18 protein-coding genes are annotated in these 25,328 nt (G+C 72.0%); 10 read left to right on the top strand and 8 right to left on the bottom strand.

All coding sequences use genetic code 11. The features are described 5' to 3' along the window. Positions 1–163: 163 nt before the first annotated feature. Both PPSIR1_RS16660 and PPSIR1_RS16655 read left to right on the top strand, forming a co-directional pair. Positions 164–1,669, top strand: coding sequence for a hypothetical protein (locus PPSIR1_RS16660; RefSeq protein ID WP_006972267.1), 1,506 nt, complete (start codon positions 164–166; stop codon positions 1,667–1,669). Positions 1,670–1,989: 320 nt separating this feature from the next. Beyond that, entirely contained in the window at positions 1,990–7,611 is a 5,622-nt protein-coding gene (locus tag PPSIR1_RS16655) for an ATP-binding protein (RefSeq protein ID WP_006972266.1), read from the top strand. A gap of 27 nt (positions 7,612–7,638) precedes the next feature. Here the strand turns inward: PPSIR1_RS16655 and PPSIR1_RS16650 are convergent, their stop codons facing one another. Then, positions 7,639–9,432, bottom strand: a complete 1,794-nt coding sequence (locus PPSIR1_RS16650) for a hypothetical protein (protein WP_006972265.1) — start codon at positions 9,430–9,432, stop codon at positions 7,639–7,641. A gap of 194 nt (positions 9,433–9,626) precedes the next feature. Here PPSIR1_RS16650 and PPSIR1_RS16645 point away from each other — a divergent pair, with 194 nt between their 5' ends. The 4 genes from PPSIR1_RS16645 (at position 9,627) to PPSIR1_RS16630 (ending at position 13,400) form a co-directional block, all read left to right on the top strand. Further along, complete coding sequence (locus PPSIR1_RS16645) at positions 9,627–10,430, top strand: N-acetylmuramoyl-L-alanine amidase family protein (RefSeq protein ID WP_086001402.1); 804 nt, start codon at positions 9,627–9,629, stop codon at positions 10,428–10,430. A 284-nt stretch (positions 10,431–10,714) separates the two neighbouring features. Further along, positions 10,715–11,356 carry an RNA ligase family protein gene (locus PPSIR1_RS16640; protein WP_006972262.1) on the top strand — a complete coding sequence of 214 codons (642 nt, stop codon included), beginning with the start codon at positions 10,715–10,717 and terminating at the stop codon, positions 11,354–11,356. Further along, complete coding sequence (locus tag PPSIR1_RS16635; protein ID WP_006972261.1) at positions 11,353–12,684, top strand: AAA family ATPase; 1,332 nt, start codon at positions 11,353–11,355, stop codon at positions 12,682–12,684. The genes PPSIR1_RS16640 and PPSIR1_RS16635 overlap by 4 nt, the downstream gene beginning before the upstream one ends. Then, positions 12,681–13,400, top strand: a complete 720-nt coding sequence (locus PPSIR1_RS16630; protein ID WP_045116177.1) for an RNA ligase family protein — start codon at positions 12,681–12,683, stop codon at positions 13,398–13,400. The genes PPSIR1_RS16635 and PPSIR1_RS16630 overlap by 4 nt, the downstream gene beginning before the upstream one ends. Here the strand turns inward: PPSIR1_RS16630 and PPSIR1_RS16625 are convergent. The 3 genes from PPSIR1_RS16625 to selD form a co-directional block, all read right to left on the bottom strand. Continuing rightward, positions 13,379–14,761: a WGR domain-containing protein gene (locus tag PPSIR1_RS16625; protein WP_006972259.1), complete on the bottom strand. Its 1,383-nt coding sequence runs from the start codon at positions 14,759–14,761 to the stop codon at positions 13,379–13,381. The genes PPSIR1_RS16630 and PPSIR1_RS16625 overlap by 22 nt on opposite strands. Before the next feature lie 101 nt (positions 14,762–14,862). Then, a complete protein-coding gene (locus PPSIR1_RS16620; RefSeq protein ID WP_006972258.1) occupies positions 14,863–15,213 on the bottom strand; it encodes a low molecular weight protein tyrosine phosphatase family protein in 351 nt (116 codons plus the stop codon). A gap of 19 nt (positions 15,214–15,232) precedes the next feature. Further along, on the bottom strand, positions 15,233–16,093 hold the full coding sequence (gene selD, locus PPSIR1_RS16615) for a selenide, water dikinase SelD (protein WP_086001400.1): 861 nt from the start codon (positions 16,091–16,093) through the stop codon (positions 15,233–15,235). 358 nt (positions 16,094–16,451) lie between these two features. Between selD and PPSIR1_RS16610 the strand changes: the two genes are divergently transcribed. Continuing rightward, a complete protein-coding gene (locus PPSIR1_RS16610; protein ID WP_006972255.1) occupies positions 16,452–16,859 on the top strand; it encodes a globin domain-containing protein in 408 nt (135 codons plus the stop codon). 38 nt (positions 16,860–16,897) lie between these two features. Here the strand turns inward: PPSIR1_RS16610 and PPSIR1_RS47930 are convergent, their stop codons facing one another. Beyond that, positions 16,898–17,107, bottom strand: coding sequence for a hypothetical protein (locus PPSIR1_RS47930; protein ID WP_157595634.1), 210 nt, complete (start codon positions 17,105–17,107; stop codon positions 16,898–16,900). A gap of 139 nt (positions 17,108–17,246) precedes the next feature. On the opposite strand from PPSIR1_RS47930, the gene PPSIR1_RS16605 reads away from it, so the two are divergent. Beyond that, positions 17,247–17,954 carry a hypothetical protein gene (locus tag PPSIR1_RS16605; RefSeq protein ID WP_006972254.1) on the top strand — a complete coding sequence of 236 codons (708 nt, stop codon included), beginning with the start codon at positions 17,247–17,249 and terminating at the stop codon, positions 17,952–17,954. Between the two features lie 105 nt (positions 17,955–18,059). Continuing rightward, entirely contained in the window at positions 18,060–19,472 is a 1,413-nt protein-coding gene (locus PPSIR1_RS16600; protein WP_006972253.1) for a DUF1365 family protein, read from the top strand. Here PPSIR1_RS16600 and PPSIR1_RS42950 read toward each other — a convergent pair. Genes PPSIR1_RS42950 through PPSIR1_RS16585 form a run of 3 tightly spaced genes read right to left on the bottom strand, consistent with a single transcriptional unit; the run spans position 19,456 to position 24,713 of the window. Beyond that, positions 19,456–20,916, bottom strand: coding sequence for a molybdenum metabolism regulator (locus PPSIR1_RS42950; RefSeq protein WP_157595633.1), 1,461 nt, complete (start codon positions 20,914–20,916; stop codon positions 19,456–19,458). The genes PPSIR1_RS16600 and PPSIR1_RS42950 overlap by 17 nt on opposite strands. Positions 20,917–20,934: 18 nt before the next feature. Continuing rightward, a complete protein-coding gene (locus tag PPSIR1_RS16590; RefSeq protein WP_006972251.1) occupies positions 20,935–24,171 on the bottom strand; it encodes a serine/threonine-protein kinase in 3,237 nt (1,078 codons plus the stop codon). Positions 24,172–24,209: 38 nt separating this feature from the next. After that, positions 24,210–24,713 (bottom strand): dihydrofolate reductase, encoded by a 504-nt coding sequence (locus tag PPSIR1_RS16585; protein ID WP_006972250.1) that lies wholly within the window; start codon positions 24,711–24,713, stop codon positions 24,210–24,212. A gap of 134 nt (positions 24,714–24,847) precedes the next feature. Here PPSIR1_RS16585 and PPSIR1_RS16580 point away from each other — a divergent pair, with 134 nt between their 5' ends. Continuing rightward, positions 24,848–25,273, top strand: a complete 426-nt coding sequence (locus PPSIR1_RS16580) for a hypothetical protein (RefSeq protein ID WP_006972249.1) — start codon at positions 24,848–24,850, stop codon at positions 25,271–25,273. Positions 25,274–25,328 lie beyond the last annotated feature (55 nt).

Here is a 25,328-nt window from a genome sequence, read left to right as displayed (position 1 = left end):
CCCCGCTGGGGGTCAGGGACGGGGGCGCGCGTGGTAGCGTGGCGCCGTGTCTGGGGAAGGGGCTCGCGGACAGGCCGCTCGGCCTGAGGGGGCCCCATCTGCCGGCGCGCCTCGGCGGCCTGGGAGGGTACTGGGGGATCTCACGCCGGCCCGGGGAGGCGCCGTGATTTCGGCGCTCGTGGCCGCGCTCCCGGCCTGCGGCACGCCCACCGTCGACGCCCGCGCGGTGTGGATGGACGGCCTCGGCGAGGACGGTCAGCGGCGCCTGCACGTCTACGACCGCGGGGAGCTGCGCGAGCTCGACATCCTCGGCGAGGAGGACCCCATCGATCGCGTCACCCTCGGTCCGCAGGGGCGCGGCGTGTTGATCCGCGCGGGTGCCCAAAACGCGGGGTGGATCGATCTGCGCGATGGCCGTCGATTGCCCCTGGAGCTCCCGTCCCCGAGCCTCGAGGCCGTGGCCTCGGTGGCCTTCACCGCCCGCGGCACGGCCTTGAGCTGGACCCGCCTGGGCACCGCGGTGTCCGACCACCTCGCCGTCCTGCCCCTGGGCGCGGGCGTGGACGTGGGGAGCTCGGGCGGCCGCGTCCAGCCCGAGCGGATCCCGGGTAGCTTCGACTGGGTGCTCAGCGCCGTCGGGGCGCCGGTGGTGGTCGCGGCCGAGCTCGGGCCGGCCAGCGCCTCGCTGCACTTCGTCCGCTACCCCGAGTCTGGCACCGACCCGCGGGTTCGCCGCGTCGCGCAGGTCGAGGATCGCATGGGCCCGAGCGGGAGCCTGCCCGACGACCCGGGGCTGACCACCCGCTGCCTGGCCCGCGAGGCGTGCGGGACCTTGGCGTCGGTGTCGGCCTCGGGGGAGAGCGTGCTCGCGCGCTCCAGCGCCGACGGCGGGAGCTGGCAGCGCTTCGATCTGCGCGAGGGCTCGATCGGTGGCGCCGACGGAGGGCTCAGCTCGGGCCCGCTGGCGCTGCCGCCCAAGCTCGCGTCCGAGCACGCCGCGGGGACCTTGCAGCTGTTGCTCAACGTCGACGGCGAGACCAGCGTGTGGCTGGGCGCGGGGGCGCTCCACCTGTGGGACGAGCGCGCCCCTGGGGACGAGGGCCTTCGGAGCGTCACCATGGTCGACCCGCCCGAGTACGCCTGGGCGCCCTTCGCCGACGGCACCGGGGTCGTGTTCATGTCGGGAGCCGGGGCGGTGGTCCGCGTCGACGCCCTCGCCGGGATCCTCGAGACCCTCAACGAAGAGGACACCGACTGCTTCTTTGCAGGCGAGGCCGCGTTCTCTCCGAGCGGGAGCTGGGTGGCCTGGTCGTGCGTGATTCCCCCGGGTCCGGGGGAGCAGCCGGGCACGGAGCTGGAACCGATTACGCAGCTCGTCCGGGTGTCGCGGCTCCGCGGGCTCGAGCGCTTTCCGGGGGTTCCGATGGTCGTCCTCGCCATCGACGAACAGGGCGCGATCTTGACCCACAGCGTCCTGTCCGTGCTCTCCGACGGCGTCGACGAGGTGAATTCCGTGGATGTGCCCCGAAACTTGTTCGCCCTCAGTGGCGATGGCGTGCTCGGACGCATCGATGATCTAGAGCCCACTCCGGTGCCCATTTTGACAGGGGACAGCACCTTCGGACGTTATGTGCAGGCGCGCTCGCGGATCTTCGGCGGGCCTGGCTGAGCTTGCCGGACCGCCAGCCCGTCGAGAGGCGGGGGCGAGGCGCTGGGGCGTCGAGATGCGAGGAGCGAGTCACACGCGAGCGGCAGCGCGCGGTCGGGCTGCGGCCCCCGCTCGCGAGGGACGGGACTACAATGTTGGTGCTGGCCGGCGATCCGGTCGCGAACCTCGCCCATGATCGAATCGATCGAGTCGACGTCGTACCCCCGATGCCGCCCATGCGCGAGACCGTGGATGCACGATCGGTGGGGGTCCAGATGAAGCTCGGGGCCAAAGAGCTTACTGAACATGGGCGCTTGCTCCGGGCGACGCCGAGTGCGGTCGTGCGTGAGCTCGACGAGGAGCGAGACGGGCGCGCGGTGGTGGTCAGGCGCGTCGAGACCAGCGAGACCCTCGCGCCGTGGCTGTGTCGTCAGCTGCAGCTGCGCGCGGCCGTGGCCGTGGAGGGCGTGGGCGAGACCCTGAGCGTCGCGCACGAGGGCGGGCGCGTCGAGATCGTGCGCCCGCGCTTGCCCGGGCGCTCGTTCGCCGACGCCCGAGACGAGCGCGGGGCTCCGGCCGAGGCCAAGGCGGCGAGCGTGGCGGCGGTGGACGTCGCGGGGGCGGTCGCGTCCTTCATTCAACTCGCCGACATCCTCGAGCGCCTGCACGCCGAGGGCCTGGTCCACGGCGAGCTGTGCCCGCGCGCGGTGTGGGTCCACGAGCACGGCGGGGTGTCGCTCGTCGACTCGGGCTGCTCTGGCCTCCTCGACGGCGAGCCGCGAGAGCTCGAGCACCCCGAGCTGTTGCGCGAGCACCTGGCCTACCGCGCGCCCGAGCAGATCGGCCGACGCTTTCGACCCCGAGAGCCGCGCAGCGATCTCTACGCCCTCGGCGTCATGGCCTACGAGCGCTTCTCGGGCCGCTTGCCCTTCTCGGGGGCGAGCGCGGGCGAGCTGCTCCGCGCCCACCTGCAGCTCGAGCCCCGTCCGCTGGGCGAGCTGTGCCCCTTGCTCCCGCGCGCGCTGACCCGCCTGGTCATGAAGCTGTTGGCCAAGCTGCCCGAGCACCGGCCGCGCTCGGCGGGGGAGGTGGCGGCGACGCTGCGCAAGGTCGCCGCGCAGCTCGAGGGCGGGGGGAGCCTCGACGCCGCGGAGTCCGAGCCTACGTTGGCGCTGCCGCCGAGGGGCCTGCTCATGCCCCACGCGCTGTTCGGCCGGGACGAGTACATCGGCGCCCTCGAGTCCGAGCTGACCGTGGCCCTCGATCGTCGGGAGACGCGCCTGGTCACCCTGCGCGGCCCGGCCGGCGTGGGCAAGACCTCGCTGCTCGCCGCCTTCGAGCGCCGGGTCATCGCGCGCTGGGGCTTCCTCGGCATCGGTCGCTTCGAGGCGCGCAGCTACCTGCGGCCCTACGCGGGCCTGGCCGACGCGCTCAGCGAGCTGGTGATCAGCGTGGCCATGCTCCGGGAGCAGCGGCGCGAGGAGTGGCGCGAGCGCCTGCGGACGCGGCTCGGCCCCCTGGTCCGCGAGCTCGCCGAGCTGGTCCCCGCGCTCGGCGAGTTCCTCGAGCTGCCAGAGGTGACCGCCGCGCCCGCCATGCCCGAGGGGCCCGAGGGGCCGGAGAGCGGCGACACGCTCTACGAAGAGCCCGCGCACGCGGCCCATCGCCTGGCCCTGGCGGTGACGCGCCTGCTCGCTTGCTTTGGCGAGCGCGGCCCCCTGGTGCTCATGCTCGAGCAGCTCGAGAACGCCGACCGCGGGACCGTCGAGCTGCTCGCCGAGCTCATCGAGCGCGGCGTGGGGACCTCGATGCTGGTGGTCGTGAGCGTGGGCCCGGGCCGCGCCGTCGCGCACCTCGAGGGCAAGGTCCCCGAGCGGCGGCGCCGAGAGATCGGGCTGACGGGCTTCGAGCGCGGCCAGCTGCAGGCGATGGTCAGCGGGGCCCTCGAGCGCGAGGGCGAGGCGCTCGGGGAGCTCTTGGAGTTCATCGAGCGCCACGGCGTGTCCGATCCGCTGAGCGTGGGGGAGGCCCTGGGCCTGCTCGCCGAGCGGGGCGCGCTGCGCTGGGAGGAGGGGGCCTGGCGGTGGACCAGCGCGAGCCTGGCCGGGGCCGATCTGCCCGTCGGCCTCGAGGCGATCACCCGCTGCTTCATCGCCCGGGCGTCGACGGCCGAGCGCGAGGTCCTCGAGCTCGCGTCTTGCCTCGGCTTCCGCTTTTGCCTCGATCAGCTCACGGCCATCAGCGAGCACCCCGTGGCCGAGCTCGTCGAGCTCGTCGACGGCCTCGAGCGCAAGGGCGTGCTGTTGGCCATGCCCAGGGGCTACCGCTTCGCCAACGGGCGCTTGCACACCGTGACCTTCGCCCGCGTCGGAGCGGAGCGCGGCCGCAGCGTCCGGCGGGCGCTGGGCGAGCACCTGTTCGCGCGCGTGCTCGCGGGCGCGAGGGCGGACGGGGCCGGGGAGGCGATGGCCGGAGCGCTGCGCCGGGCCCCCGCGCACCAGCTCTTCTCCCTGGCCAGCGTGCTCGCCGAGGGCAACCTCGAGGGCGGCGTCGACCTCGACGCCTTCGACCAGGACTGGCGCCAGCGCCTGGGCACGGTCCACGCCATCGCCGGTCGGCGGGCCATGGCCCTGGCCAACTGGGGCTGCGCCCTCGAGCACACCGAGCTCGCCCGGGCCCTGCTCGAGCCGGAGCTCGCCGCCGCACAGGCCGGCCAGGGGCGCCACGCGCTGCTGTTCTCGCTCTACCTCGACCACGCCGAGCTGCTCGGGCTGCGCGCCCAGATCGAGCGGGCCGCGGCCGAGTTCGAGGCGCTCACGCGCTGGCAGCTCGAGCCCGTCGAGTTCGCCTCCGCCGTCGCGCGCTTCATCGACTTCCTCGACACGATCGAGCGCACCAAAGACGCCGTGAAGATCGGCGTCGACGCCCTCCACCGCCTCGAGGTCGAGGTCCCGATGACGGGCTCGCGGGCGCGGATGATCTGGTGGGTCACGCGGGCCTGGCGGGCGACCCAGCGCCACGGCATCGATCGCCTCGCCGAGCTGCCGCGAGCCTCCCGCAGCCCCGAGGTCGGCGCGATGATCGTGCTCGCCTCGCTCAAGCGCGTGGTCTACGGGAGCGATCTCGAGCTGTTCGTGTTGCTCAGCGCCGTGCACGTGTTCCTGGGCATGCGCGCGGGCCTGCACCCGACCATGCCCATCGCCCTGGCCCAGCTGGGCGTGGCGATCTCGGCGGGCGCCGGCGACCCGGCCGAGGCCGGGGAGCTGTGCGATCGCGCCATCGAGCTGGCCGTCAGCGCGGGCGTCCCCGCGATCACGGCCCAGGCCCGGGCGATCGCCGTGCTCTTGGTCTGGCCTGCGTGTCGACCGTGGCGCTGGTGCGCCCAGCGGATCGTCCCGGCCAAGCGAGCCCTCGAGGAGAGCGGCGACATGCGCACGGCCGTGTTCGCGGCCGCGACGGGGTCCATGGCGCTGTTCGAGGCCGGCCTGCCCCTCGCCGAGCTGGCCTCGGTGAGCGCGAGCTGGGCGAGCCAGGCGGCGGAGTACGGGGGAGGGGAGAGCGTCGAGATCACGCGCACGGTCACGGGCCTGGCCGAGGCGCTGATCGGGGGCATCGACGACGCGCCCGCGGCCTCGCACGTGCTGTCCGGCAGCTTCTCCATCGAGGCCTTCACCCGCGACAGCACCAAGCTCGGCGTCTACTCCATCACCGCCCTGCGCAGCATCGGCATGTGGCTGCTGGGGCGGCGGGACGAGGCCGTGAGCCTGTGCGAGGCCATCGCCGACGACTACGAGGAGGTGATGTACGGCGCGTGGGAGACCCCGCGGACCGCGACCATCGTCGCCGTGTGTGCCGGCCACCGCTGCGCGACGGCCGACGCCAGCGAGCGCCGAGCCCTGCGCAAGCGCATGCGTCGATGCGAGGCCGCGGTCCGCCGCTGGTCCCAGGGCGCGCGCGAGAACTTCGAGGCCATGGCCGTGCTGATCGCCGCCGAGCGAGAGCTCGCCGCCGGTCGCAAGGAGCAGGCCCTCGCCCGCTACGAGGAGGCCGGCGAGCTCGCCCACGAGTTCGAGCTGGCCTACGTCGAGCTCCTCGCCCGGGAGCGGCTGGTGAGCCTCGCCGACAGCCTCCGCCGGGGCGCGACGACCCAGGGCGCCCTGGTGCTCGCGCTGCACACCGCCACCCAGTGGGGGGCCGAGGCCGTGGCCACGCGCCTGCGCCGGGTCTACGGCGCGCGCTTGATGGCCTTCGGCCCCGCCCGCCCGGTGACCAAGTCCGGGCCGATGTCGATCGCTACCTCCTCGATGACCTCCGTCGAGGCCAACGCCATCGCCCTCGCCGGCTTCGACCTCGACCTGATGCTGGCCACCTCCCAGATCATCGCCCAGGCCCTGCGCTTCGAGGACATCGTCGACAGCTTGCTGAGCGTCGCGCTGTCGAGCACCGGCGCCGAGCGGGCCGTGATGCTGGCCGAGCGCAACGGGCAGCTGTGCTTCGTCGCCGAGAGCCGGGTGCGGACGCGCAGCCAGGTCTTCGACGAGCCCGTGCCCGTCGACGAGGCCCGCGGGCGGCTGCCGACCTCCGCCGCCGAGGAGGTGTTCCGCAGCTACGAGCCGCTGTTCATCGAGGACCTGCACCACGACCCGCGCTTCGCCAGCGACCCCTACGTGCTCGAGTCCGGCGTCTCGATGTTGATGGCCGTGCCCATGTTCCAGCACAGCGACATCCACGGCGTGCTCATGGTCGAGGCCCGCGAGCGCGACGAGAGCTTCGACGAGAGCGGCCTCGACATCCTCCGCGTGTTCGCGGGCCAGGCCGCGAGCGCGGCCGACAACGCCCGGCTCTACGAGGCCCTGCAGCGCAGCGAGGCCAACTGGCGCACCCTGGTCGACGGCGTGCCCGACATGATCTCCCTGCTCGACCGCGCCGGTCGGGTCGAGTTCATCAACCACCTCGAGCCCTACGGCACCGACCCGCAGAGCCTGATCGGAGTGGACTCGCGGCAGCTGATGCAGACCACCGAAGGCCCGACCTGGAGCGAGGTCCTCGCCGAGGTCGTGGCCACGGGCGAGCGCCGGGAGATCGAGATCAGCTTCGGAGCCGGGGCGACCAAGCGCCACTACAACGTCCGCCTCGCGCCCATCGAGGGGGCCGACGGCGGCGTCGACAAGCTCATCTCCATCGCCACGGACATCACCGAGCGCAAGCAGGCCGCGTCCCAGCGCGAGGAGCTCGAGACCCAGCTGCGCCAGCAGCAGCGCCTCGAGTCCCTGGGCACCCTGGCCAGCGGCGTCGCCCACGAGATCAACAACCCCGTGCAGGGGATCATGAACTACTCGGAGCTCATCGCCGGCAACACCCAGGATGAGGAGCTCGTGCTCGAGTTCGCCAGCGAGATCACCCTCGAGTCCCAGCGCGTCGCGACCATCGTCCGCGACCTGCTGGCCTTTTCGCGCCAGGAGCGAGAGCAGCTCCAGCTCGAGGCCGGGCACGTGTCGGCGCTGATCGAGTCGACCCTCTCGCTGATCCGCACGGTCCTGCGCAAGGACCACATCCGCCTCGAGGTCGACATCCCCGAGGGCTTGCCGAAGGTCCGCTGCCGCGTGCAGCAGATCCAGCAGGTGCTCATGAACCTGGTGACCAACGCCCGGGACGCGCTCAACGATCGCTACGAGAGCTTCTCGGACTTCAAGCAGATCGAGATCCGCGCGCGCAGCTTCGAGCGCCACGCCCAGAGCTGGCTGCGGATCAGCGTGCAGGACCGCGGCAAGGGCATCCCGGACGACGTGCAGGCGCGGATCTTCGATCCCTTCTTCACGACGAAGGGGCGCGATCAGGGCACGGGGCTGGGCCTGGCGGTGAGCCATGGGATCGCCCTCGAGCACGGCGGGGAGCTGAGCTTCGAGACCGAGCTCGGGATCGGGACGGTGTTCCACCTCGACCTGCCGACCGTGGTCGATTGACCGTCAGCGGCTCTCGCCGAGCGCGTCTCAGTCCCGCAGCGCCCGAGCCAGGCAGCGCACCAGCGCCTCGAGGCTATCCACCCGCAGCCGCGACAGCTCCGCCCCGAGCTCCACCTGCGCCCCGGCCTCCCACGCCCGCAGGTACGCCGTCGGAAAGGGCGTGAGCGCGTCGAGGGCCTCGTCGCCGAAGGCCTCCAATTGCCGAGGATCCCCGATCACCCGGTGGCTCCGCGCGAGCAAGTGCGCCGGCCGAGGCCCGCGCTCGCTGGTGTCCGGAACGAGCTCGAAGGCCGCTTCGCTGCGACCCGGAAGCCCAACGGTCAGCTCCACCCGCACATCCGCCGGGCTCCGCCGAGGCACCCGCGCGCGCAGCTCGAAGGGCGTATCGCCGAGATGATCACGGACCAAGATCGTGCTCCCGGCGTCGTCCTCGGCCGCGATCGGAGCCGCCGCAGCCAGGCGCTCGCTCAACCCCTCCAGCGTCCCGCGCAGGTCCGCCTCGTTGGGCGCAAAGCCAGCCCCCTCGGCCTCCCGATCCTCCTCATCATCGATCTCCTCGAGCTTCACCCACTCCGGGACCTTCGGGCTCCCGCCCCAACCATTCCAGGCCCCCAGCTCCCGGTGGGGCGCGCCCGGCAGCAGCGTCTCGATGAACAGCAAGGCCCCCGCGCCAACCATCAACGCCAGGTGCGGGCTCGACAGCCCCAGCCCGGCGATCAACATCAACCCCAAGCTCAGCCCCCGGCTGCGATCCTCCGTCGAGACCAGCGCCGTGTAGACCGTCACGAACATGAAGAACAGCCCCAGCATCAAGGCCGCGGACCGCAGGTCGTCGGTGTAGGGCGGGTAGGGCACCTGGAAGCCAAACAGCGACTGCAACAGCCCCCCGAGCCCGTCCTCGAGCTCGCCAAAGCCGTGCTCGTAGAAGTAGTAGAACAGCATGCTGCCGAACAGGCAGATGATGCCGACCACCGCGGTCACCCAGCGGTCCAGCCGCGGGCGCAGCAGCCCCAGGGTCAACACCGAGGCGACGACCATCGTCGCCCCCAGCCAGGGCACCGCCGCGGGAGCCACCAGCGCGCCCGACAGCCCGTGCACGCCAGCGGTCGCCAGCCGCACCACCATGGGGGCGAGCAGAATCAGCGCGATCGGCCGCCGCTCCGCCGGCCCCAGCCGGGTCCAGAACAGCCCCACAGCCAGGGGCCACGCGGCGATCAACAGCCCCGCTCCGAGCTCCGTGATCCACGGTTGTCCGCCCAGGCTCAGCGCTTGCGCCAGCCCGGCCTCGCTCCCCGGAGGCGGCGGCTGCAGCAGCGTCGACAGGTGGCCGACCAAGAGCAAGGCCGCTCCAGGTACGGCCAAGGCCGCCGGCCCCATGCGCTGCCACGCCGGCCCGAGCTGCTCGTCCCGAGCCCAACGCAGCGGCACCATCACCGCCAGCGCGAAGGCCAGGATGGCCGCGAGGTGGTGGAGGATGAACTCGCCGTGGAAGGCCAGGCCGAGCACCGTCGCGTGCTTGCGCAGCCCGAAGAACATCCCCAGCGGCCAGACTGTCCCCAGCGTCAACGCGATCGCAGGGCGCTCGCGGACCAGGTAGATCGCGAACACCCCCGCGGTGACCAGCGCGGCCGCCAGCAGGTAGATGGCGCTCGACTCGCTCGAGGCGGCCTCGAAGTCGTCGGCCCGGGCCATGCCCAGGGCGACGCTCGCCAGCACCTGCAGCAGCCCTGCCACGAGGGCGACGGCGGCGAGGCCCCAGGGTCCCCGCTCGTCTTCCCCCGCCTCGCGGGGGCCTTGCTCGTTTCCGGGCTCGCCCTTCACCTGGTTTCGTGCGCTGGGGTCTCCGGCGCGGATGACGAGTGTAGGCCCGCACCCGGCGAGAATCCACGTTGCGCGAGCTTTCAAGGCACCCGCCCATCGCGGTTGGGCCGGGAGCGGGCCAGCCTGGCCGGATGCTCAGCGCCCGCCCAGCCGACTTTTTTGGACCCGGACCGACATGTGACTACATGTAGGATATGAACCGCCGGAGCTTCCTGATGGGCCTCGCCGCTGCTTCGACCGCCGCCTCGTCCGCGCTGCTCGCGCCGTCCCGCGTGCTGGCCGCGCCCAAGCCCATCCTCGACAAGCGCTTTCGCCTGGTCATCGACCCGGGCCACGGCGGCGAGAACGAGGGCTGCCACGGCCACGACCACGGCGTGGTCGAGAAGGAGCTGACCCTGGCGATGGCCCAGCAGCTGGCCTCCCGCGTCCACGAGCTCCTGCCCCGGGCCGAGATCCTCCTGACCCGGGAGGCCGACGAGACCCTGCACCTGTCCCAGCGCGTCGCCTTCGCCAACGCGGCCGAGGCCGACCTGTTCCTGAGCCTGCACTGCAACGCCTCGCCGCTGAGCAATCAGACCGGCTACGAGACCTTCATCCTCGACCTCGAGGCCTCCAACGAGGAGACCGCGCTGACGGCCCAGCGCGAGAACGACGAGGGCTTCGCCCGCCCCGCCAACACCTCGAGCGAGGGCGACGTGTCGACCATGCTGCGCGAGCTGAGCATGACGGCCGACCGCAGCCGCGCGGCCCACTTCGCCCGCGCCATCCAGGCCCAGCAGCGCAAGCTGTTCCCCGACCGCCCCGACCGCGGCGTGCGGCAGGGCCCCTTCGACGTGCTCCTGGGCGCGCGCATGCCCGCCGTGCTCCACGAGGTCGGCTTCCTCGACCACCCCGGCGAGGGCCCGATGCTGCGCAGCGCGTCCGGCCAGGCCAAGCTCGTCGAGGCCATCGCTCAGGCGACCGCGAGCTACTACGGCGACATCGTCCGCCGCGCTTGAAGCCTCCGCTGCTTGGCTGACACAACGAGGCGCCCTCATGGGGCGCTTCATTCGTAGGGGCCGTTGCCCGACCCGTGATCGATGCTAGGGTTCGCGTCGCCGACCATCCGGCGAGAAGGCAGCGCACGTTGTAGCTCTCCCGCTCCCATAGTCCCCGCATCCGCGCCGCGTAGCGAACGGTGAGGATCGTGGAGAACCTTTGTCAGGAGCTCGAATCCGAGCCCGGACGGCCGCATTGGCGCCGTCTACGGGCCGCGGATCGTCAATCATTGGAGAGAGTCACGATGGCCGCAAAAGCCCATCACAAAAAGTACCCGCGCACCCGTCACCTGCCCTGGTCGCCCGGGGCGTCGCGCGACGACCTGATCGCCAGCAGCCTCGACGCCTTCGCCGAGCAGCGGGTGATCGTCACCGAGAAGATGGACGGCGAGAACACCACGCTGTACCGCGATCACATCCACGCGCGATCCCTCGACAGCCGCCACCACCCGTCGCGCGATTGGGTCAAGGCCCTGCACGGCGGCGTCGCCCACCACATCCCCGAGGCCTGGCGGGTGTGCGGGGAGAACCTCTACGCCCGGCACTCGATCGCGTACGCCGGGCTGCCGAGCTACTTCATGATGTTCTCGATCTGGGACGAGCGCGACCGCTGCCTGGACTGGGACAGCACCGTCGAGTGGGCCGCGCTGCTCGGGCTCGAGCTCGTCCCGGTGCTCTACGACGGGGTCTTCGATCCCGCGTGGTTCGACGGGTTCGAGCAAGACCTCGAGCGCGCCGAGGGTTACGTCGTGCGCCTCGCGTCGAGCTTTTTGCGCGCGGACTTCGGCGTCAGCGTGGCCAAGTGGGTGCGCCCCGGCCACGTCCAGACCGACCAGCACTGGATGCACGCGGAGGTCGTCGCCAACGGACTGGCGGGCGGGTCATGAACGCCCTGCTGAGCGCGATCGAGGCCGGCGCGACGCCGTCGATCGGCGAGTTCGTGGACGCGCTCGGCCCGGCGATCCCGGCGCTGAAGGACTTCGCGGACACGCCCCAAGACCCGGGCTGGCACGCCGAGGGCGACGTGTTCATCCACACCGGCATGGTCCTCGACGCGCTCTACGAGCTGCTCGAGAACCGGGCGGCGCACATCACCGGTGCGCGGCGGAGCGCGCTGATCCTCGGCGCTGCGCTGCACGACGTCGCCAAGCCGTTCACGACCCGGCGCATGGACATCCAGGGGGTCGAGCGCGTCGCGGCGCCGCGCCACGAGATGATCGGTCGCTCCTACCTCGTCCCGCGCCTGATGGGCCTGGACTTGCCGTGGTCGATCGTCGAGCCCGTGCTCGACCTCGTCGGCTACCACGTCACGCCGAAGTTCCTCGTCGTCAAGAACCGCGACCGCGGCTCCTATCAGCGCCTGGCTCGCTCGGCCGATCCGGAGCTGCTGTACTGGCTCGAGCTCGCCGACATGCTCGGGCGGACCTGCGCCGACCAGGAGCGACAGGTCGAGCACATCGAGATGTTTGGCCTGTTCGCCCGGGAGTACCGGGCCTGGCGGCGCTTTGGCGACGACGCGCCGAGCTGGCGCGAGCTGTTTGCCACCGAGCTGCGCGAGTGCTCGGCGCAGACCCGGGACGTCAGCTACGGGTCCTACCTCCGCGATCTCGAGTCGGGGCGCGTCCATCATCCCCAAGCGGGCTTGGCCCGCAGCTATCGCTACCGCGGCGAGGGCTTCCCCGAGCTCGTGGTGCCCGTGGGCCCGAGCGGCTCGGGCAAGTCGACGTGGATCGAGCGGCACCTGGGCGACCACGCCCTCGTGAGCCTCGATGCGATCCGCGCCGAGCTCGGCAGCCGCGCGGACCAGTCGCAAAACGGCAAGGTCCGGCAGATCGCCAAGGACCGGCTCAAGGTCGGGCTCCGGGCCAAGGCCAAGCTGGTCTGGGACGCGACCAACCTGCGCCGGGACTTCCGCGACGCGGTCACCAACCTCGCCCGCGACTACGGGGCGCTGGTGACCATGGTCCTGTTCCCGCGCTCGGAGGCCGAGTACGCGTCGCGCAACCGCAGCCGGGAGCACGCCGTCCCGGCCAATGTCCTGCGTCGCCAGCTCGAGGGCATGCAGTGGCCCGAGCTTCCCGAGGCCCACCGCTGGCTCGTCGTCGGCCCGAACGGGGAGATCCTGGCCTACTACGGCGGCCTCGACGAGGCCTTGCCCTACGGGCTGGAGGCGACGCCGCAGACCCTTCGAGAGGAGATGGCGTGGACTCCATGACGCCGCTCTTGCCTGTCTATCCGCGGACCCTTCACCTCGGGGATTCGGGCGGCCGTGCTTCGCGGCACAGCTGCGCCTTCGAGGAGGTGGCCGGCCAGGACTTCGTCGTCGAGGAGAAGATCGACGGCAGCCACTGCGGCCTGTTGTTCGACGACCAGGCCGAGCTGCGCGTGTTCACGCGCAACACGATCCTCGAGTCGCCTCCGGTGCGCCACGACTTTCGCCTGCTCGATCGCCTGGCCCACGAACAGATGGACGGGCTCTGGGAGGTCCTCGGGACCCGCTACGTGCTCTACGGCGAGTGGGCCGAGTTCACCCACACCATCGCCTACGACGCTCTGCCGGCGTACTTCCTCGAGGACGACGTCTACGACCGGGAGGCGAAGGGCTACTTGTCGACGGAGCGGCGGCGCGAGCTCGTCTCCGCGCTCCCGCCGGCCTTTTCGACCTCCGTCCCCGTGCTCTACGCCGGCTGCGTTGCGACCATGGACGAGCTCCACGCCCTGGTCGGGCCCTCGGCCTTCGCGTCCAGCGGGGAGCGCATGGAGGGCCTCTACATCAAGCGAGAGGACGAGGGCGCGGTCCTGCGTCGCTTCAAGTGGGTGCGCCCCGAGTTCCTCGCGCGCATCGCCGCCGCGGGCGAGCACTGGCGCGACCAGGCGCCGAGGCGCAACGCGCTGGCGGACGACCCGGGCTACTCGCCCACGCTGACGTAGGTGTAAATCTCGCCGTCGTACTCGTCGGCCTCGCGCTGCCCGCGGACCACGTGGACCTTGGGCAGGGCCTTGGCGATGGCCTCGCAGCGCTCGTCGGACAGGAAGTTGTCCGAGATGTCGAGGCGCTCGAGGTGGGCGAAGGCCTTGGCCTTCTTGGTGAACACCTCGCTCTGGGCGTCGACCATGGTGCCCATGGACAGGTCGAGGCTGGTCAGCTGCTTGATGATCTTGCTGCCGGCGATGGCCTTGGCGATGTCGCCCTGGAACTCGGAGTTGCACAGGCCCAGGTGGCGCAGCTTGGGCAGCTTGGTGTTCTTCCACAGCGCGGTGAGGTCGGAGACGCTCGCGTTGCCGCCGTAGTTGTCGGCGCCGAAGTAGACCGTCATGCTGGTGATGTTGGGCAGCTCGGCCTTGGCGATGGCCCGGGCGCTCGACCACGACAGGCCGCCGGTCTCCACGGTCAGGGTCTCGAGGGCCTCGTGGACCAGCTGGGTGAACTGGATGTCGTTGCCGCGGACGTAGAGGCTGCTCAGGCGCGGGGCGATGGGCAGCACGTCGCTGATCTTGCCGACGATGGTCGAGGAGATGTCCCAGTAGCCCGAGCCGTCCCCGACGTGGAGCCGGGTCAGGGCCTCGAGCTTGCCCGAGCGGCAGATCGCCTGGACGTTCTTGTCCATGCGCCCGAACCAGTCCTGGTTGTCGTAGGTCGTGCCGATGCTCAGGTTGCGCAGGAAGCGGGTCGCCGGCGCCTTGACCAGCGCGCGCAGGATCTTGTCGGGGGTCGGCCCGGCGTATTCGTGGTCGCTGCCGCAGCCGACCGAGGCCCCGATGACGTAGCCGTACTGCCACTCGAGGCTGGCGGTGTCGCCGATCTTCTTGTGTTTGAGGATCTTGGCCGCGCCGCCGAGCCACTCTTTTTGGTGAGCCTCGGTGATCTCGGCGATGCGCGCGTCGAGGGCGGCCTTGTCCTTGCCCTTGGCGCTCCGGCTTTGCTGCTCCAGGGAGATCAACTCGCCGTGGGGGTCGCCCTCTTGCTGCAGCCAGTCGGCGTAGACCTGCCAGGCCTCCTCGTTGCCCGGGTCGTCGAAGATCGCGGCCTCGAGGGCCGGGTTGCGTCCCTCTTCAGCGGTCGCGTCGGCCTTGCCGACCTCGACCTCGACGTAGCCCTTTTTGACCTTGCTGTTGAGCTTCTTGGTCCCCGCGGCCTCGGCCGCGGCCTCGGAGGCGCAGCCGGTGGTCTTCATCTGACCGTCGGTCCCGACCTTGCCGTAGCGGACGGTGAAGCTGGTGCCCTCCACGGAGAGCTCCCAGAACTTGTGGGACTTGGCGTCCTTGTATTCGAGGCGACGGACCTTGGCCATGGCCGCGATCTAGCCACGAGCGGGGCGAGAGGTCGAGCTTTTCCGACGCCCGGCGCCAGGGTCGAGGCCAGGCCCGACGGAAGACCCATCCTCGGGCCCTCTCAATCGTCGATCAGGTGGGCTTCGAGCAGGGGCGGGACGGCGCGCTCGAGGATCTCGACCAGGGCCGGGTCCATGAAGCGGTACTCGTCGGGGATGTCGAGGACGTAGACCGGCAGGTAGGCGCACAGCCGCGGAAAGCCCGAGCGGATGCGCTGGGCGTGCTTGTCTTCCATGACGAAGACCACGTCGGCGCGCTCGAGGTCGCGGGCGCCGAGGGTCCGGCGGGCCTTGGCCGAGGTCCCGGCCGAGCGCGAGACGATGCCGGGGTGGCGGGCGAAGACCTTCTCGGCCGTGGGGCTGCGCCACTGGTTGCGGCTGCATACGAACAGGACTTCGAGGCGCTCGGACATGGCGGGGGCAAAGCAGCGCTCAGGCGCGCAGCTCGATGACGCCGACCTCGTCCGCGTCGGCCCGGGCGAGCTCGCCGACGATGGCCGCCGGGTGCCCGCTCGAGCGCAGGGCCTCGACGAGGCGCTCGGCGCCGTCGGGGGGCATGGCGACGAGCAGGCCGCCGCTGGTCTGGGCGTCGGCGGCGATGTGGGTCAGGGCGAAGGCGCGGTTGTTGGTGCTGGCGTGGGCGCGGCGCAGCCGGCCCTCGACGTGGCTGAGGTTGGCCTTGCTGCCGCCGGGGTAGATGCCCGCGCCGAGGTGCTCGAGGGCGCCGGGCAGCAGGGGCAGGCGCTCGAGCTCGAGCTCGGCGCGCAGCCGGCTGCCCTCGAGGATGTTGCTGAGGTGGCCGAGCAGGCCGAAGCCGGTGACGTCGGTGCACGCCGTCGCGCCCAGGCGTCGGGCGGCGTGGGCGGCCTCGCCGTTGAGCCGGGTCATGGAGCGCACGGCGGCGTCGACCTGCGCGGGCGTGGCCACGCCCTTTTTGATGGCGGACGCGACGATGCCCGTGCCCAGGGCCTTGGTCAGGACCAGCTGCTGCCCGGGCATGGCGCGGGTATTGGCCAGGGAGCGGCGCGCGTCGGGCTCGAGCATGCCGGTCACGGCGAGGCCGAACTTGAGATCGCCGTTGCGCACCGTGTGCCCGCCGACCACGGCCACGCCCGCCTCGGCGCAGGCCTGGCTGGAGCCGCGCATGATGTCGCGGAGCACGGTCAGGGGCAGGCGATCATCGGGGAAGAACACCAGGTTGAGGGCCCACAGCGGGCGCCCGCCCATGGCGTAGACGTCGGACAGGGCGTTGGCGGCCGCGATCCGCCCGAAGGTCTCGGGGTCGTCGACCAGCGCGCGATTGGGTCACGGGTCAGGACCAGCTGGGGCCCGTCCTCGTCCAGCCCCGCCCGGGCCCGGGAGGGCGGACGACGGCCGCGTCGTGGGACAGCTCCCGCCCCGACGACCACGTTGGCGCTCCCCGCTGCGGGGGGGAGCATCCCGTCCAGGACCTCGACCAGGTCACCGAGCCGCAGCTTGGCGGCTCACCCTCCGCCGTCGGCGAAGGCGGTCAGGCGCAGATCCTCGTCACGCGGGGTGTCGGGCATTGCGCGAGCCTACCCCCAAGGCCCTGCACCTGGCGAGGACGACGGCGCGATCAGTCGGGCGGGTCCGGGAGGGGGAAGAGGAGAAGCGAGAGTAGACTCTGGCGATGGAGTCTCCCTACGCCCTCCTCGGTGGCCGCGACGCCGTGCTTTCCCTCGCCGAGGCCTTCTACGACGCGATGGAGCGCGACGAGCCCGAGCTCGCCCGGCTCCACGAACTCGACGCAGACCCCGAGCGCGACGGGCTGCGGATCAGCCGACGCACCCGCGATCGCTTTGGCCTGTTCCTCGTCGGCTGGCTCGGCGGTCCGCAGGAGTACATCGAGCGCTTCGGCCACCCGCGCTTGCGCATGCGCCACGCCCACGTGCCCGTGGACTCGGCCATGCGCGACGCGTGGCTGCGCTGCATGGCCACGGCGATGGACGCCCGGAGCGTGGGCGGGCCGGTGCGCGGCTTCCTCGACCATCGCTTCGCCGAGGTCGCGGACTTCCTCCGCAACAAGGCCGACGCGTAGACGAAGGGTACGGAGTACCCGCGCGGGCGGTACCAGTCTCATTGCCGTCGTGTTCGTGCCTGCTCGGCCGACCCCGAGCACCGGACGGTGGTTTCAGTTTTGCCGATCCCAAGGTCGAGAGTTTGACCGCAGCCCCAAAAAACAAGGGTTTGCTCGGCGTGGTGGGTCATCCGGCAAAAAGGGTGGATAACGCCTTGCAAAGGTGTAAAAACAAACATCAACTCCATCGAGTCGAAGTTGGCAATCATGATGCGTACGCAAACGGCTTTTCTCCTAGCCCTCCCCCTCGTTTTCTCCCTCGCCTGCAAGGCTGATGTCGACCCTGGTGACGAAGGCGCCGATGAGGTCGCCGAGGATGAGGAAGAGGAAGGGGAGACTGACGCCCCAATGGATGAAGCGGGTGACGACACCTTCATCCCCGAAGAGGACTTCTCGAGCGCGTCGAGCTGCGATCCCTTCGCCCAGGATTGCATGGATGGCGAGAAGTGCGTCGCCTACGCGAGCAGCGGCGGCACCTGGGACGCGAACAAGTGCGTGCCGGTCATGGGCGACGCCGTCGCTGGCGACGAGTGCACCTACTTCGGCGCCGTCGAGGGCACCGACACCTGCGACGAGGAGACGGTGTGCTGGAACGCCCTCGAGGTCGACGGCCAGCTGATCGGCACCTGCTTCCCCTTTTGCACCGGCTCCGCCGACAACCCGACCTGCGAGGACGACTACATCTGCCGCATCGTCAACATGGGCGCCATCAACGTGTGCCTGCCGCCCTGCGACCCGCTGCTGCAAGAGTGCGACGAGGGCCTGGGCTGCTACTGGTCCGGGGGCTCGGGCACCTTCCAGTGCATCATCGTCGCGGGCGAGGGCATCCCGACCGGCGATCCTTGCGGCTTCAACAACGACTGCGCCCCGGGCAACTTCTGCGCGGCGGCGGAGGCGACCCCGAACTGCCAGGGCACGGCCTGCTGCGCGAACTTCTGCGACCTGACCGAGGACCCGGCGCCCTGCGCCGACATGACCGAGTGCGTGTCCTTCTTCGAGGAGAACAGCGCGCCTCCCGGATTCGAGGATCTGGGCGTCTGCGTCATCCCGGCCTGATTCCAAGGTACGCTCCCTGAACACGCGAGAGGCGTGGATGCTCTACGGCGTCTGCGCCTCTCGGTTGTTTGGGCCGGGCCGCAGCTCCGGGTAGATTGACCGGACGTGATCCCTCGTACGCGAGACGCTCTGAACAAGGTCCTGCAGCGGACCTTCCCCCACTCCGAGGACATCGACCCGGAGACCCTCGACGCCTTCATCGACGAGCTCATGCGCCAGCGGACCGAGTCCCCCGAGGTCTGGGCGGGCGACAACGCGGTCGACGAGCACGGCCACCACAAGGTCCTGTGGCTGAGCGCGACCCATGCCCGACGGACCCCGGTGACCTCGGTGTTCACGGCCTCGACGGCCTGCGTGTGGGTGACCCTGCCGGAGTCCGAGGCCGGGCCGATCCACACCGCGCTCGGGGACGTGCTGCCCCAGGATCACCTGCTGCACACCCTCGAGCAGACCCGCGAGCGCTTCGGCGCGCGGGTGGGCCGGCCCTTCGCCCGCGTCGATCTGCTGACGCCGCCGCGCCGGGGCTTTCGCTTCGCGCCGATGTCCCTGTACTTCGGCTACGCCGGGGTCGACGACGACGAGCCGATGTTCGTGATCTTCGAGGCCGGCGACGCCTTCGGCCGGCCGGGGGCGCTGTACCTCGCGGTCACGCCCGAGGCCGTGATCGAGGAGCGGGCCGGCTACAAGCCCACGCCGATGAGCTCGCCCGAGGACTGGTACGTCGGCAGCATCCGGCTGACCGAGGACCGCCGCGAGCCGGCGATCTTGACCATGACGGCCGCGGACGAGCGCGACGCCGAGCCGCACTTTCGCCTCTACGCCGAGTACACCCCGGCGCCGCAGATCCCCACCCACGGCGCCATCGCCTCGCTGGTCCAGGCCGCGCTGCGGGTGTGCGCGGTGCAGCAGGGCATGGGCGAGGACCAGAACATCGTCGAGGAGCTCCTCGCCGAGACGGGCCTGGGCCTGCTCGAGTGGGTCGATCGCCCGGACAACCACGCGTCCTCGCCCGAGGACCTGGTCGAGCGAGCGTTCGAGCCCAGCCACGACTTCGACGGCTTCCTCGCCGAGCTCTCGGCCGAGGACTACGCGGTGTTCACCGCGTCCATCGCCATGCTGCTCGCCGAGGTCGCCCGGGCCGACGGCAGCTTCGACCGGCGCGAGCGCGTCGAGCTGGACTGGCGCATGAACTTCCAGCTGCCCTCGGCCCTCGGCGACGCGTTCCGCTTCTCGAGCGCCGCCCAGGCCGAGTACCGGACCCTGGTCCACGGCGAGCCCAGCCCCGACGGCCGCCCCTTCGACGAGCGCCTGCGGGAGCTGGCGGCGATCGTCGCTCGGCTCCCGCCGCCCCTGTGCGCGCGCTACCACGACTTCGTCGTGGACGCTTGCCACCACGTCGCCGAGGCCTCGGGGGGCGTGCTGTGGTTCGGCAAGAAGGTCGGCGTCCGCGAGCAGGCCGTGCTGACGCGCATCGAGGCCGCGCTCGAGCTGAGTCGCAGCGCTACTCGCCCACGCTGACGTAGCGGGCCGGCTCGACCCCGGGGTGGACGTAGACCTGGCGCTGCTCGCCGGTCAGCACCGTGGGCGAGGCCAGGGCCTGCGCGTCGCTGTCGTCGAGGTAGTTGTCGCGCAGATCCAGGCGCTCGAGGTGCGCGAAGCGGTCGCGCTGCGCCCGGAGCACGGCGGCCCCTGGAGCGTGCAGCGTGCCCATGCTCAGGTCCAGCACGCGCAAGCGCGGGAGCAGCTTCGAGCGGGCCAGGGCCGCGGCGAGCTCGTCGCTGATCTCGGCGTTGCGCAGGCGCAGGACCTCGAGCGCTGGGAAGCGCTCACCGCCAAACAGCGCGTCGAAGTCGTGGAGCTGGGCTTCGGCGCCGTAGCCCGCGTCGCCGAGCCACAGCTCGAGCTCGCGCAGGCGGGGGAGCTCGGCGTCGAGGACGGAGCGCAGCGCGGACAGGTTCAGGCCGCCGCTCTCGATGGTCAGGCGCTCGAGGGTGGGGTGGGCGAGGCGGCCGAGCTCGATCTGACCGCCGCGGACCCGGAGGCTGCGCAGGCGCGGGCAGCAGCCCGGGAGCGCGCCGATGTCCCCGACCTCGGTCCACGAAATCTCCGTCTCTTCCGGGTAGGCGAAGGCGCCGACGACGAGCTCTTCGAGGGCGAGCAGCGGCGCGCGCTCGCGCAGCAGGGGCACGAGGTGCTCGTAGTGGTTGACGTCGTCGAGCTCGGCGAGGCCGAGCTGGAGCCCACGCAGGAAGCGGGCCGCGGGGCTGTCGAGGAGCGCGGCGAGCAGGGGGCGCAGGTCCGGCTCGCGGTCCCAGCCCACGCCGACCCAGGCCCGGTGGATGAAGCCGCGGCGCAGCTCGAGGCGAAAGCAGTTGTGCCCGCCGCGGGCGAGGTGGCGGCACAGGGCCTCGCCGAACCATGCCGGGCGCGCGCGGATGGTCTGCTCGGTGTCCTGGCCGGGCTCGGCGCTGCGGTCGGGGGGGCCGGGGTCGTCCATGCAGCGGTTGATGTGGGCGCCGAGGGGGTCGCCCTGGGCCAGGAGCCAGTCGGCGTAGACCCGCCAGGTGGCGTCCTCGTCGGCGTCGATGATCGCGGCCTCGAGCGCGGGGTCGCGGGCTGCCGGGGCGGGCTCGAGGGCGATCGCGGGGGGGATGGGGATGGGCGCGGGCGGGGCGATGAACGAGCCCTCGGCCCAGTCCTCGGGGGCGATGGTGGCCTCGCGCAAGATGGCCTCGAGGGGGTGCGGGTCGGGGTCGGGCTCGTGGCGGGCGACCACGGTGTAGCCCTGGTCGAGCTGGCGCTGGACGAGGGCTTCGAAGCGATCGAGGGCGGCCTGCTCCGTGCCGAAGCGCTCGACGCTCGGGCGGCCGAACACGGTGTCGTCGACGATGCGCAAGGTCGCGAGCTCCCGCTCGATCTGCCACTTGCGCGTGCGCAGGAAGCCGCGCCGTTCGAGTCGCATGAGGTGCATCGGCGGTCGTCAGCGGGGCAGCGCGGCCAGGGTGCGCTCGACTCGGAGCGCGTCGGCTTCGCGCCCGGCCCCGGCGTAGCGGGCCTTGGCGTGGTCGAGGAGGGCGCGGACCCGGGCGCGGTCGAGGGGGGCCGCGCCCGGCAGGTCGGCCCGGAGCAGGTAGGCGCGGGCCAGGAGCTCGCGGGCCTGGACCGCCGGGAGGGTGTCGTAGGCCTTGGCCTCGAACACCTCGACGGCGCTGGCGAGGGCCTCGACGGCGGCGGCGGGATCCTGGGCCGCGAGCGAGGCGCGGCCCAGGCTCGCCGCGACGCGGGCGTGGGCGACGCTGTCTTCGCCGTGAGCCGCGGCCATCCGGGTGAGCGCGGTCTGGAGCTGGGTCCGGGCGAGCTCGGTCTGTCCGCGGGCGCACGCGAGCTCGCCGCGCTGGGCGAACACGCGGCCCTGGAGGTCGTCGTTGCGAAACTCGGGCTGGGCGGACAGGCGGGCGAACACGGCCTCGGCCTCGGCGAGGTCCCGGGCGGCGCGCTCGACCCCGGCGGCGTCGATCTCCGGCCCTAGCGGTAGCGCGCGGGCAGAGCCTCCCGAGCCCGAGCGCCGAGCCCCAGGCGTCAGCGCGCCGGCCTCGGCCAGATCGAGGGCGGCCAGGCGCAGCAGCCCGTCGACGACCCGCGGGGAGTCCTCGCCCATGCTGACCCGGTGGACCGCGTCGGACTCCTCGAGCAGGGCCCGGACCTTGGCGTGCGCGCCCACCTCGAGCTCGACGTCGGCCGCGAGCACGAGGGCCATGGCGAGGAAGGCGTGGTCCTGGAAGCTCGCGCGGGCGATGTCCAAGGCGCGCTCGAGGGGCGGCCTCGCCTGCTCGTGACGACCGAGGGCGAAGCGGACGTTGGCCAGGCTGTTGAGGGTGTTGAACAGGTCGGGGTGGTCGGGCTCGAGGTCGCGCTCGCGGGCGCTCAGCACGGTCTGGAGGGCGCCCTCGGCCTCCTCGTAGCGGTCCATGGCGAACAGGGTCACGGCCACGGCGTCGCGGGCATCGATGACCGCGGGGTGGTCCTCGCTGCCGTGCTCGTCGAGGTAGAGGGCCTCGGCCCGGCGCAGGTCGGCGAGGGCCTCTCGGGTGTGGCCGAGGCCGCGGCGGACCAGGGCGAGGTTGTAGAGGCGATCAGCGAGCTGGGTGCGGTGCGAGCTGGAGTCCTCGGGCAGGTTCTCGATGGCCAGCTCGTACCAGCGCTGGGCCGGCTCGAGCTCCTCGCGGGCGTGGAACAGCACGCCCTTTTGGCCCTGGGCGACGGACAGCAGCTCGGGGTCGCCGGTCGCGTGGGCGAGGGCGATGGCCTGGTCCGCGTAGCCGTGGCCGACGGCGTTCTCGCCCTGGAGGTAGCCGACGAGGAAGGCCTGGCTGGCGAGGGCCTGGCTGGCCCGGTGCAGGTCGCGGTGGCGCAGGGCCCCGAGCTGGGCGCGCTCGAGCCGTTCGCGGGCGCCGTCGTAGTCGCCCAGGCGGATCAGCACGTCGCCCTCGAAGTGGTCGAGCTCGGCGGCCACCGGCGGGTACTCGGGGGGCAGGGCGGCCCGGGCCTCGACGGCGAGGGCCTTGGCCTCGTCGTTGTGTCCGGCCAGGCGCATGGCTCGGCCGCGGTCGATGGCCCGGCGGACCGTGTCGACGCGCTCGCGGACCGGGCCGGCGGCGGGCGGCGGGGCCACGGAGCTCAGGGCGTCGAGGTCGGCGCAGGCCTCGATGTCCGAGAGGCCTCCGGCCGCGCTCAGGGCCCGCTCGACGAGGGCGGCGTCGGGCTCGGCGAGGAGCTCGGCGATGCCCCCGAGCTCCTGCTTGCGGCGATCGAGGCAGGCCATGCGCAGGTCGAGGAGCTGCTCGGACTGCTCTTTGCGTACGCGGGTCGCCTCGCAGGCGTCGCGGTGCATGGCGATCCAGTCCTCGGCGTAGGCGTCGAGGCGGGCGGCCACGCGCGGGGCCGTGGTCGCGGCGTAGGGCAGGTCGACCCCGGCGATGGCGGCCTCGAGCTCGGCCCGGGTCGCCTCGCTCCACACCGCCTCCATCTGCGCGCGGCCGCCCGTGCAGACTGCGGGGGCCTGGTCCGTCGGCTCGCCGCGTTGGCTGCCGATGGTGAACGCGCCGACGCCCACGGCGACGAGGGCGGCGACGCTCGCCAGCGCGCTGACTAGGGTCCGTCGACGCCGCCGCGGATCGGCGCCGAGGGCCTCGAGCAGCGCGTCCATGGTGGGCCAGCGCGCCTCGGGCTTGGACGCGAGGCCGCGCAGCAAGGCGGCGCGCAGGGAGGTCGGCACGGTGCTGTTGGGCGGGGCCGGGGCGACCTGGTCCTGGGCCATGTTGAAGTAGATGGACGCCAGCGACTCGCCGCGGAAGGGACGCTCGCCGTAGAGGGCCTCGTAGACCGCCACGCAAAACGCGAACTGATCGCTCAGCGGCGTCGCTGAGCCCCCGCCGTAGAGCTCTGGCGCCATGTAGGCGGGGGTCCCCAGCAGCGAGCCCGTGCGCGTGAGCTGGGCGTCGAAGGTGCTGCTGGCCTCGAGCTGCTGGAAGTCCGGGGGGGGCTCGGGGTCGAGGCGGGGCGCGTCGTCGGCCGAGCTCTCGTCGGCGCCGCGCTCTCGGGCCGCGCGGGCCAGGCCAAAGTCGAGCACGATGACCCGGCCGTCCTCGCGGCGCATCACGTTGGTCGGCTTGAAGTCGCGGTGGATCAGCCCCGCGGCGTGGGCGGCCGCGAGCCCGCGCCCGGCCGCGCGAAAGATGGCGACGGCCTCGGCCCAGTCGCGGCTGGGCAGGTCGAGCGCGTCGAGGGTCTGGCCCGACACGAACTCCATGGCCACGAACACCCGCCCGTCGGCCTCGCTGCCGACGTCGTGGACCGCGACGACGTTGGGGTGCGAGAGGCGGGCGAGGGCCTGGGCCTCGCGCAGCAGCCGGGCCTGGACGAGGGCCCCGGACTTCTTTTGCGGGCGGATGACCTTGATCGCCACGCGCCGGTCGAGCTCGGGGTCGTAGGCGGCATAGACCACGCCCATGGCCCCGGCGCCCAGGGTCCCGAGCACGCTGTAGCGCCCCAGCTTCTCTCCGGCGCGCAGGGTCGCCGCGTCGCCGTTGGGCTCGTCGTCGCCCTCGCCGACGAGGGTCGCGTCCACGTCCTCTTCGCTCGCCTCGGAGAAGGCGGAACGGAGGGCCGCACCGTCGAGGGGCGGCCCGGCGATCGTCGCGTCGTCGGAGGGAGTCATCGAGGTCCGCGTACCGGACCGATGTTACCCCGTCTCAGCTAAGATCGGACGCGGTCGTAGGTCAGGAAGGTGAAGGCGTGAGCGTGGCGCTCGTCGGTGGGGTGCTCGATCCGCTCGACCTCGCGCCACTGAGTGGCGTCGAAGCTCGGAAAGGTCGCGTCGCCCTCGATGTGGGCGTGCACCCGGGTCAGGTACATGCGGTCCGCGAGCCCGCTCTCGATCGCCTCGGCGTACAGGCGCGTGCCGCCGATCACAAAGGCTTCGTCTTCGCCTGCGGCCCGGGCGAGCTCGATACCCTCGGCCAGGGAGCGGACGATCGTGCCCCCGGGCGCGTCGTAGTCGACCCGGCTGGTCACGATCACGTTGACGCGCTTGGGCAGGGGCTCGGGCCGCGACTCCCAGGTCCGCCGACCCATGATCACGTGGTGCCCCTTGGTGGTCCGCTTGAAGAAGCGAAAGTCGTCGGGGAGGTGCCAGGGCAGGTCGTTGTCCCGGCCGATGACGTCGTTGTCGGAGGCGGCGCTGATCAGGGAGATGCGCATGGTTGGGCAGACTACCGGCAAAGGGGCGGGGAGCGAAGGGGCTCGCAGGCGTGAGCTGCCCCGCGGTTGGGGTTTTGAACAAGCTGTGAAAAAAAATCGAGATGGCCCGCGGGGGGTCGCGTCTTGGGGGTGACATGCTCATCAAGAACAGCAAGCACATCCTCCTGGCCCTGTGTCTCCCCATGACCTTGCTCGCGACCTCGGCGTGCGTGGTGATCGAAGACGACGACGACGTCGGCGACGAGGCCGGCGACACCGGGGGCGGCGGCGAAGAGACGACCGGTGGCGGGGGGACGACCGGCGGCGGGGAGACGACCGGCGGCGAGACCACTGGCGGGGGCGAGACGACCGGCGGCGGCGAGACCACTGGCGGCAGCGAGGGCGACCTCGGCGAGGCCTGCATGTTCGCCGACGAGTGCAACGAGATGATCTGCCTGGTCTCCGACGGCGACGATTGGGGCTTTTGCTCGAAGCCCTGCACGGACTGGACGGACTGCCCCGACTTTTGGGACTGCGTCGACGTCGGCAACGCGGCCTTCGACGCCTGCGTTCCGGGCTAGAGTCCCGTCGCTGAACTTCCCAACGGAAGTCCAGCGCGGGGCTCCAGCCCTCTGG

Source organism: Plesiocystis pacifica SIR-1, assembly GCF_000170895.1.
Lineage (GTDB): Bacteria > Myxococcota_A > Polyangia > Nannocystales > Nannocystaceae > Plesiocystis > Plesiocystis pacifica.
The sequence above is the reverse complement of the archived record's forward strand: the minus strand, read 5'-3'. Positions and strand labels throughout refer to the sequence as shown.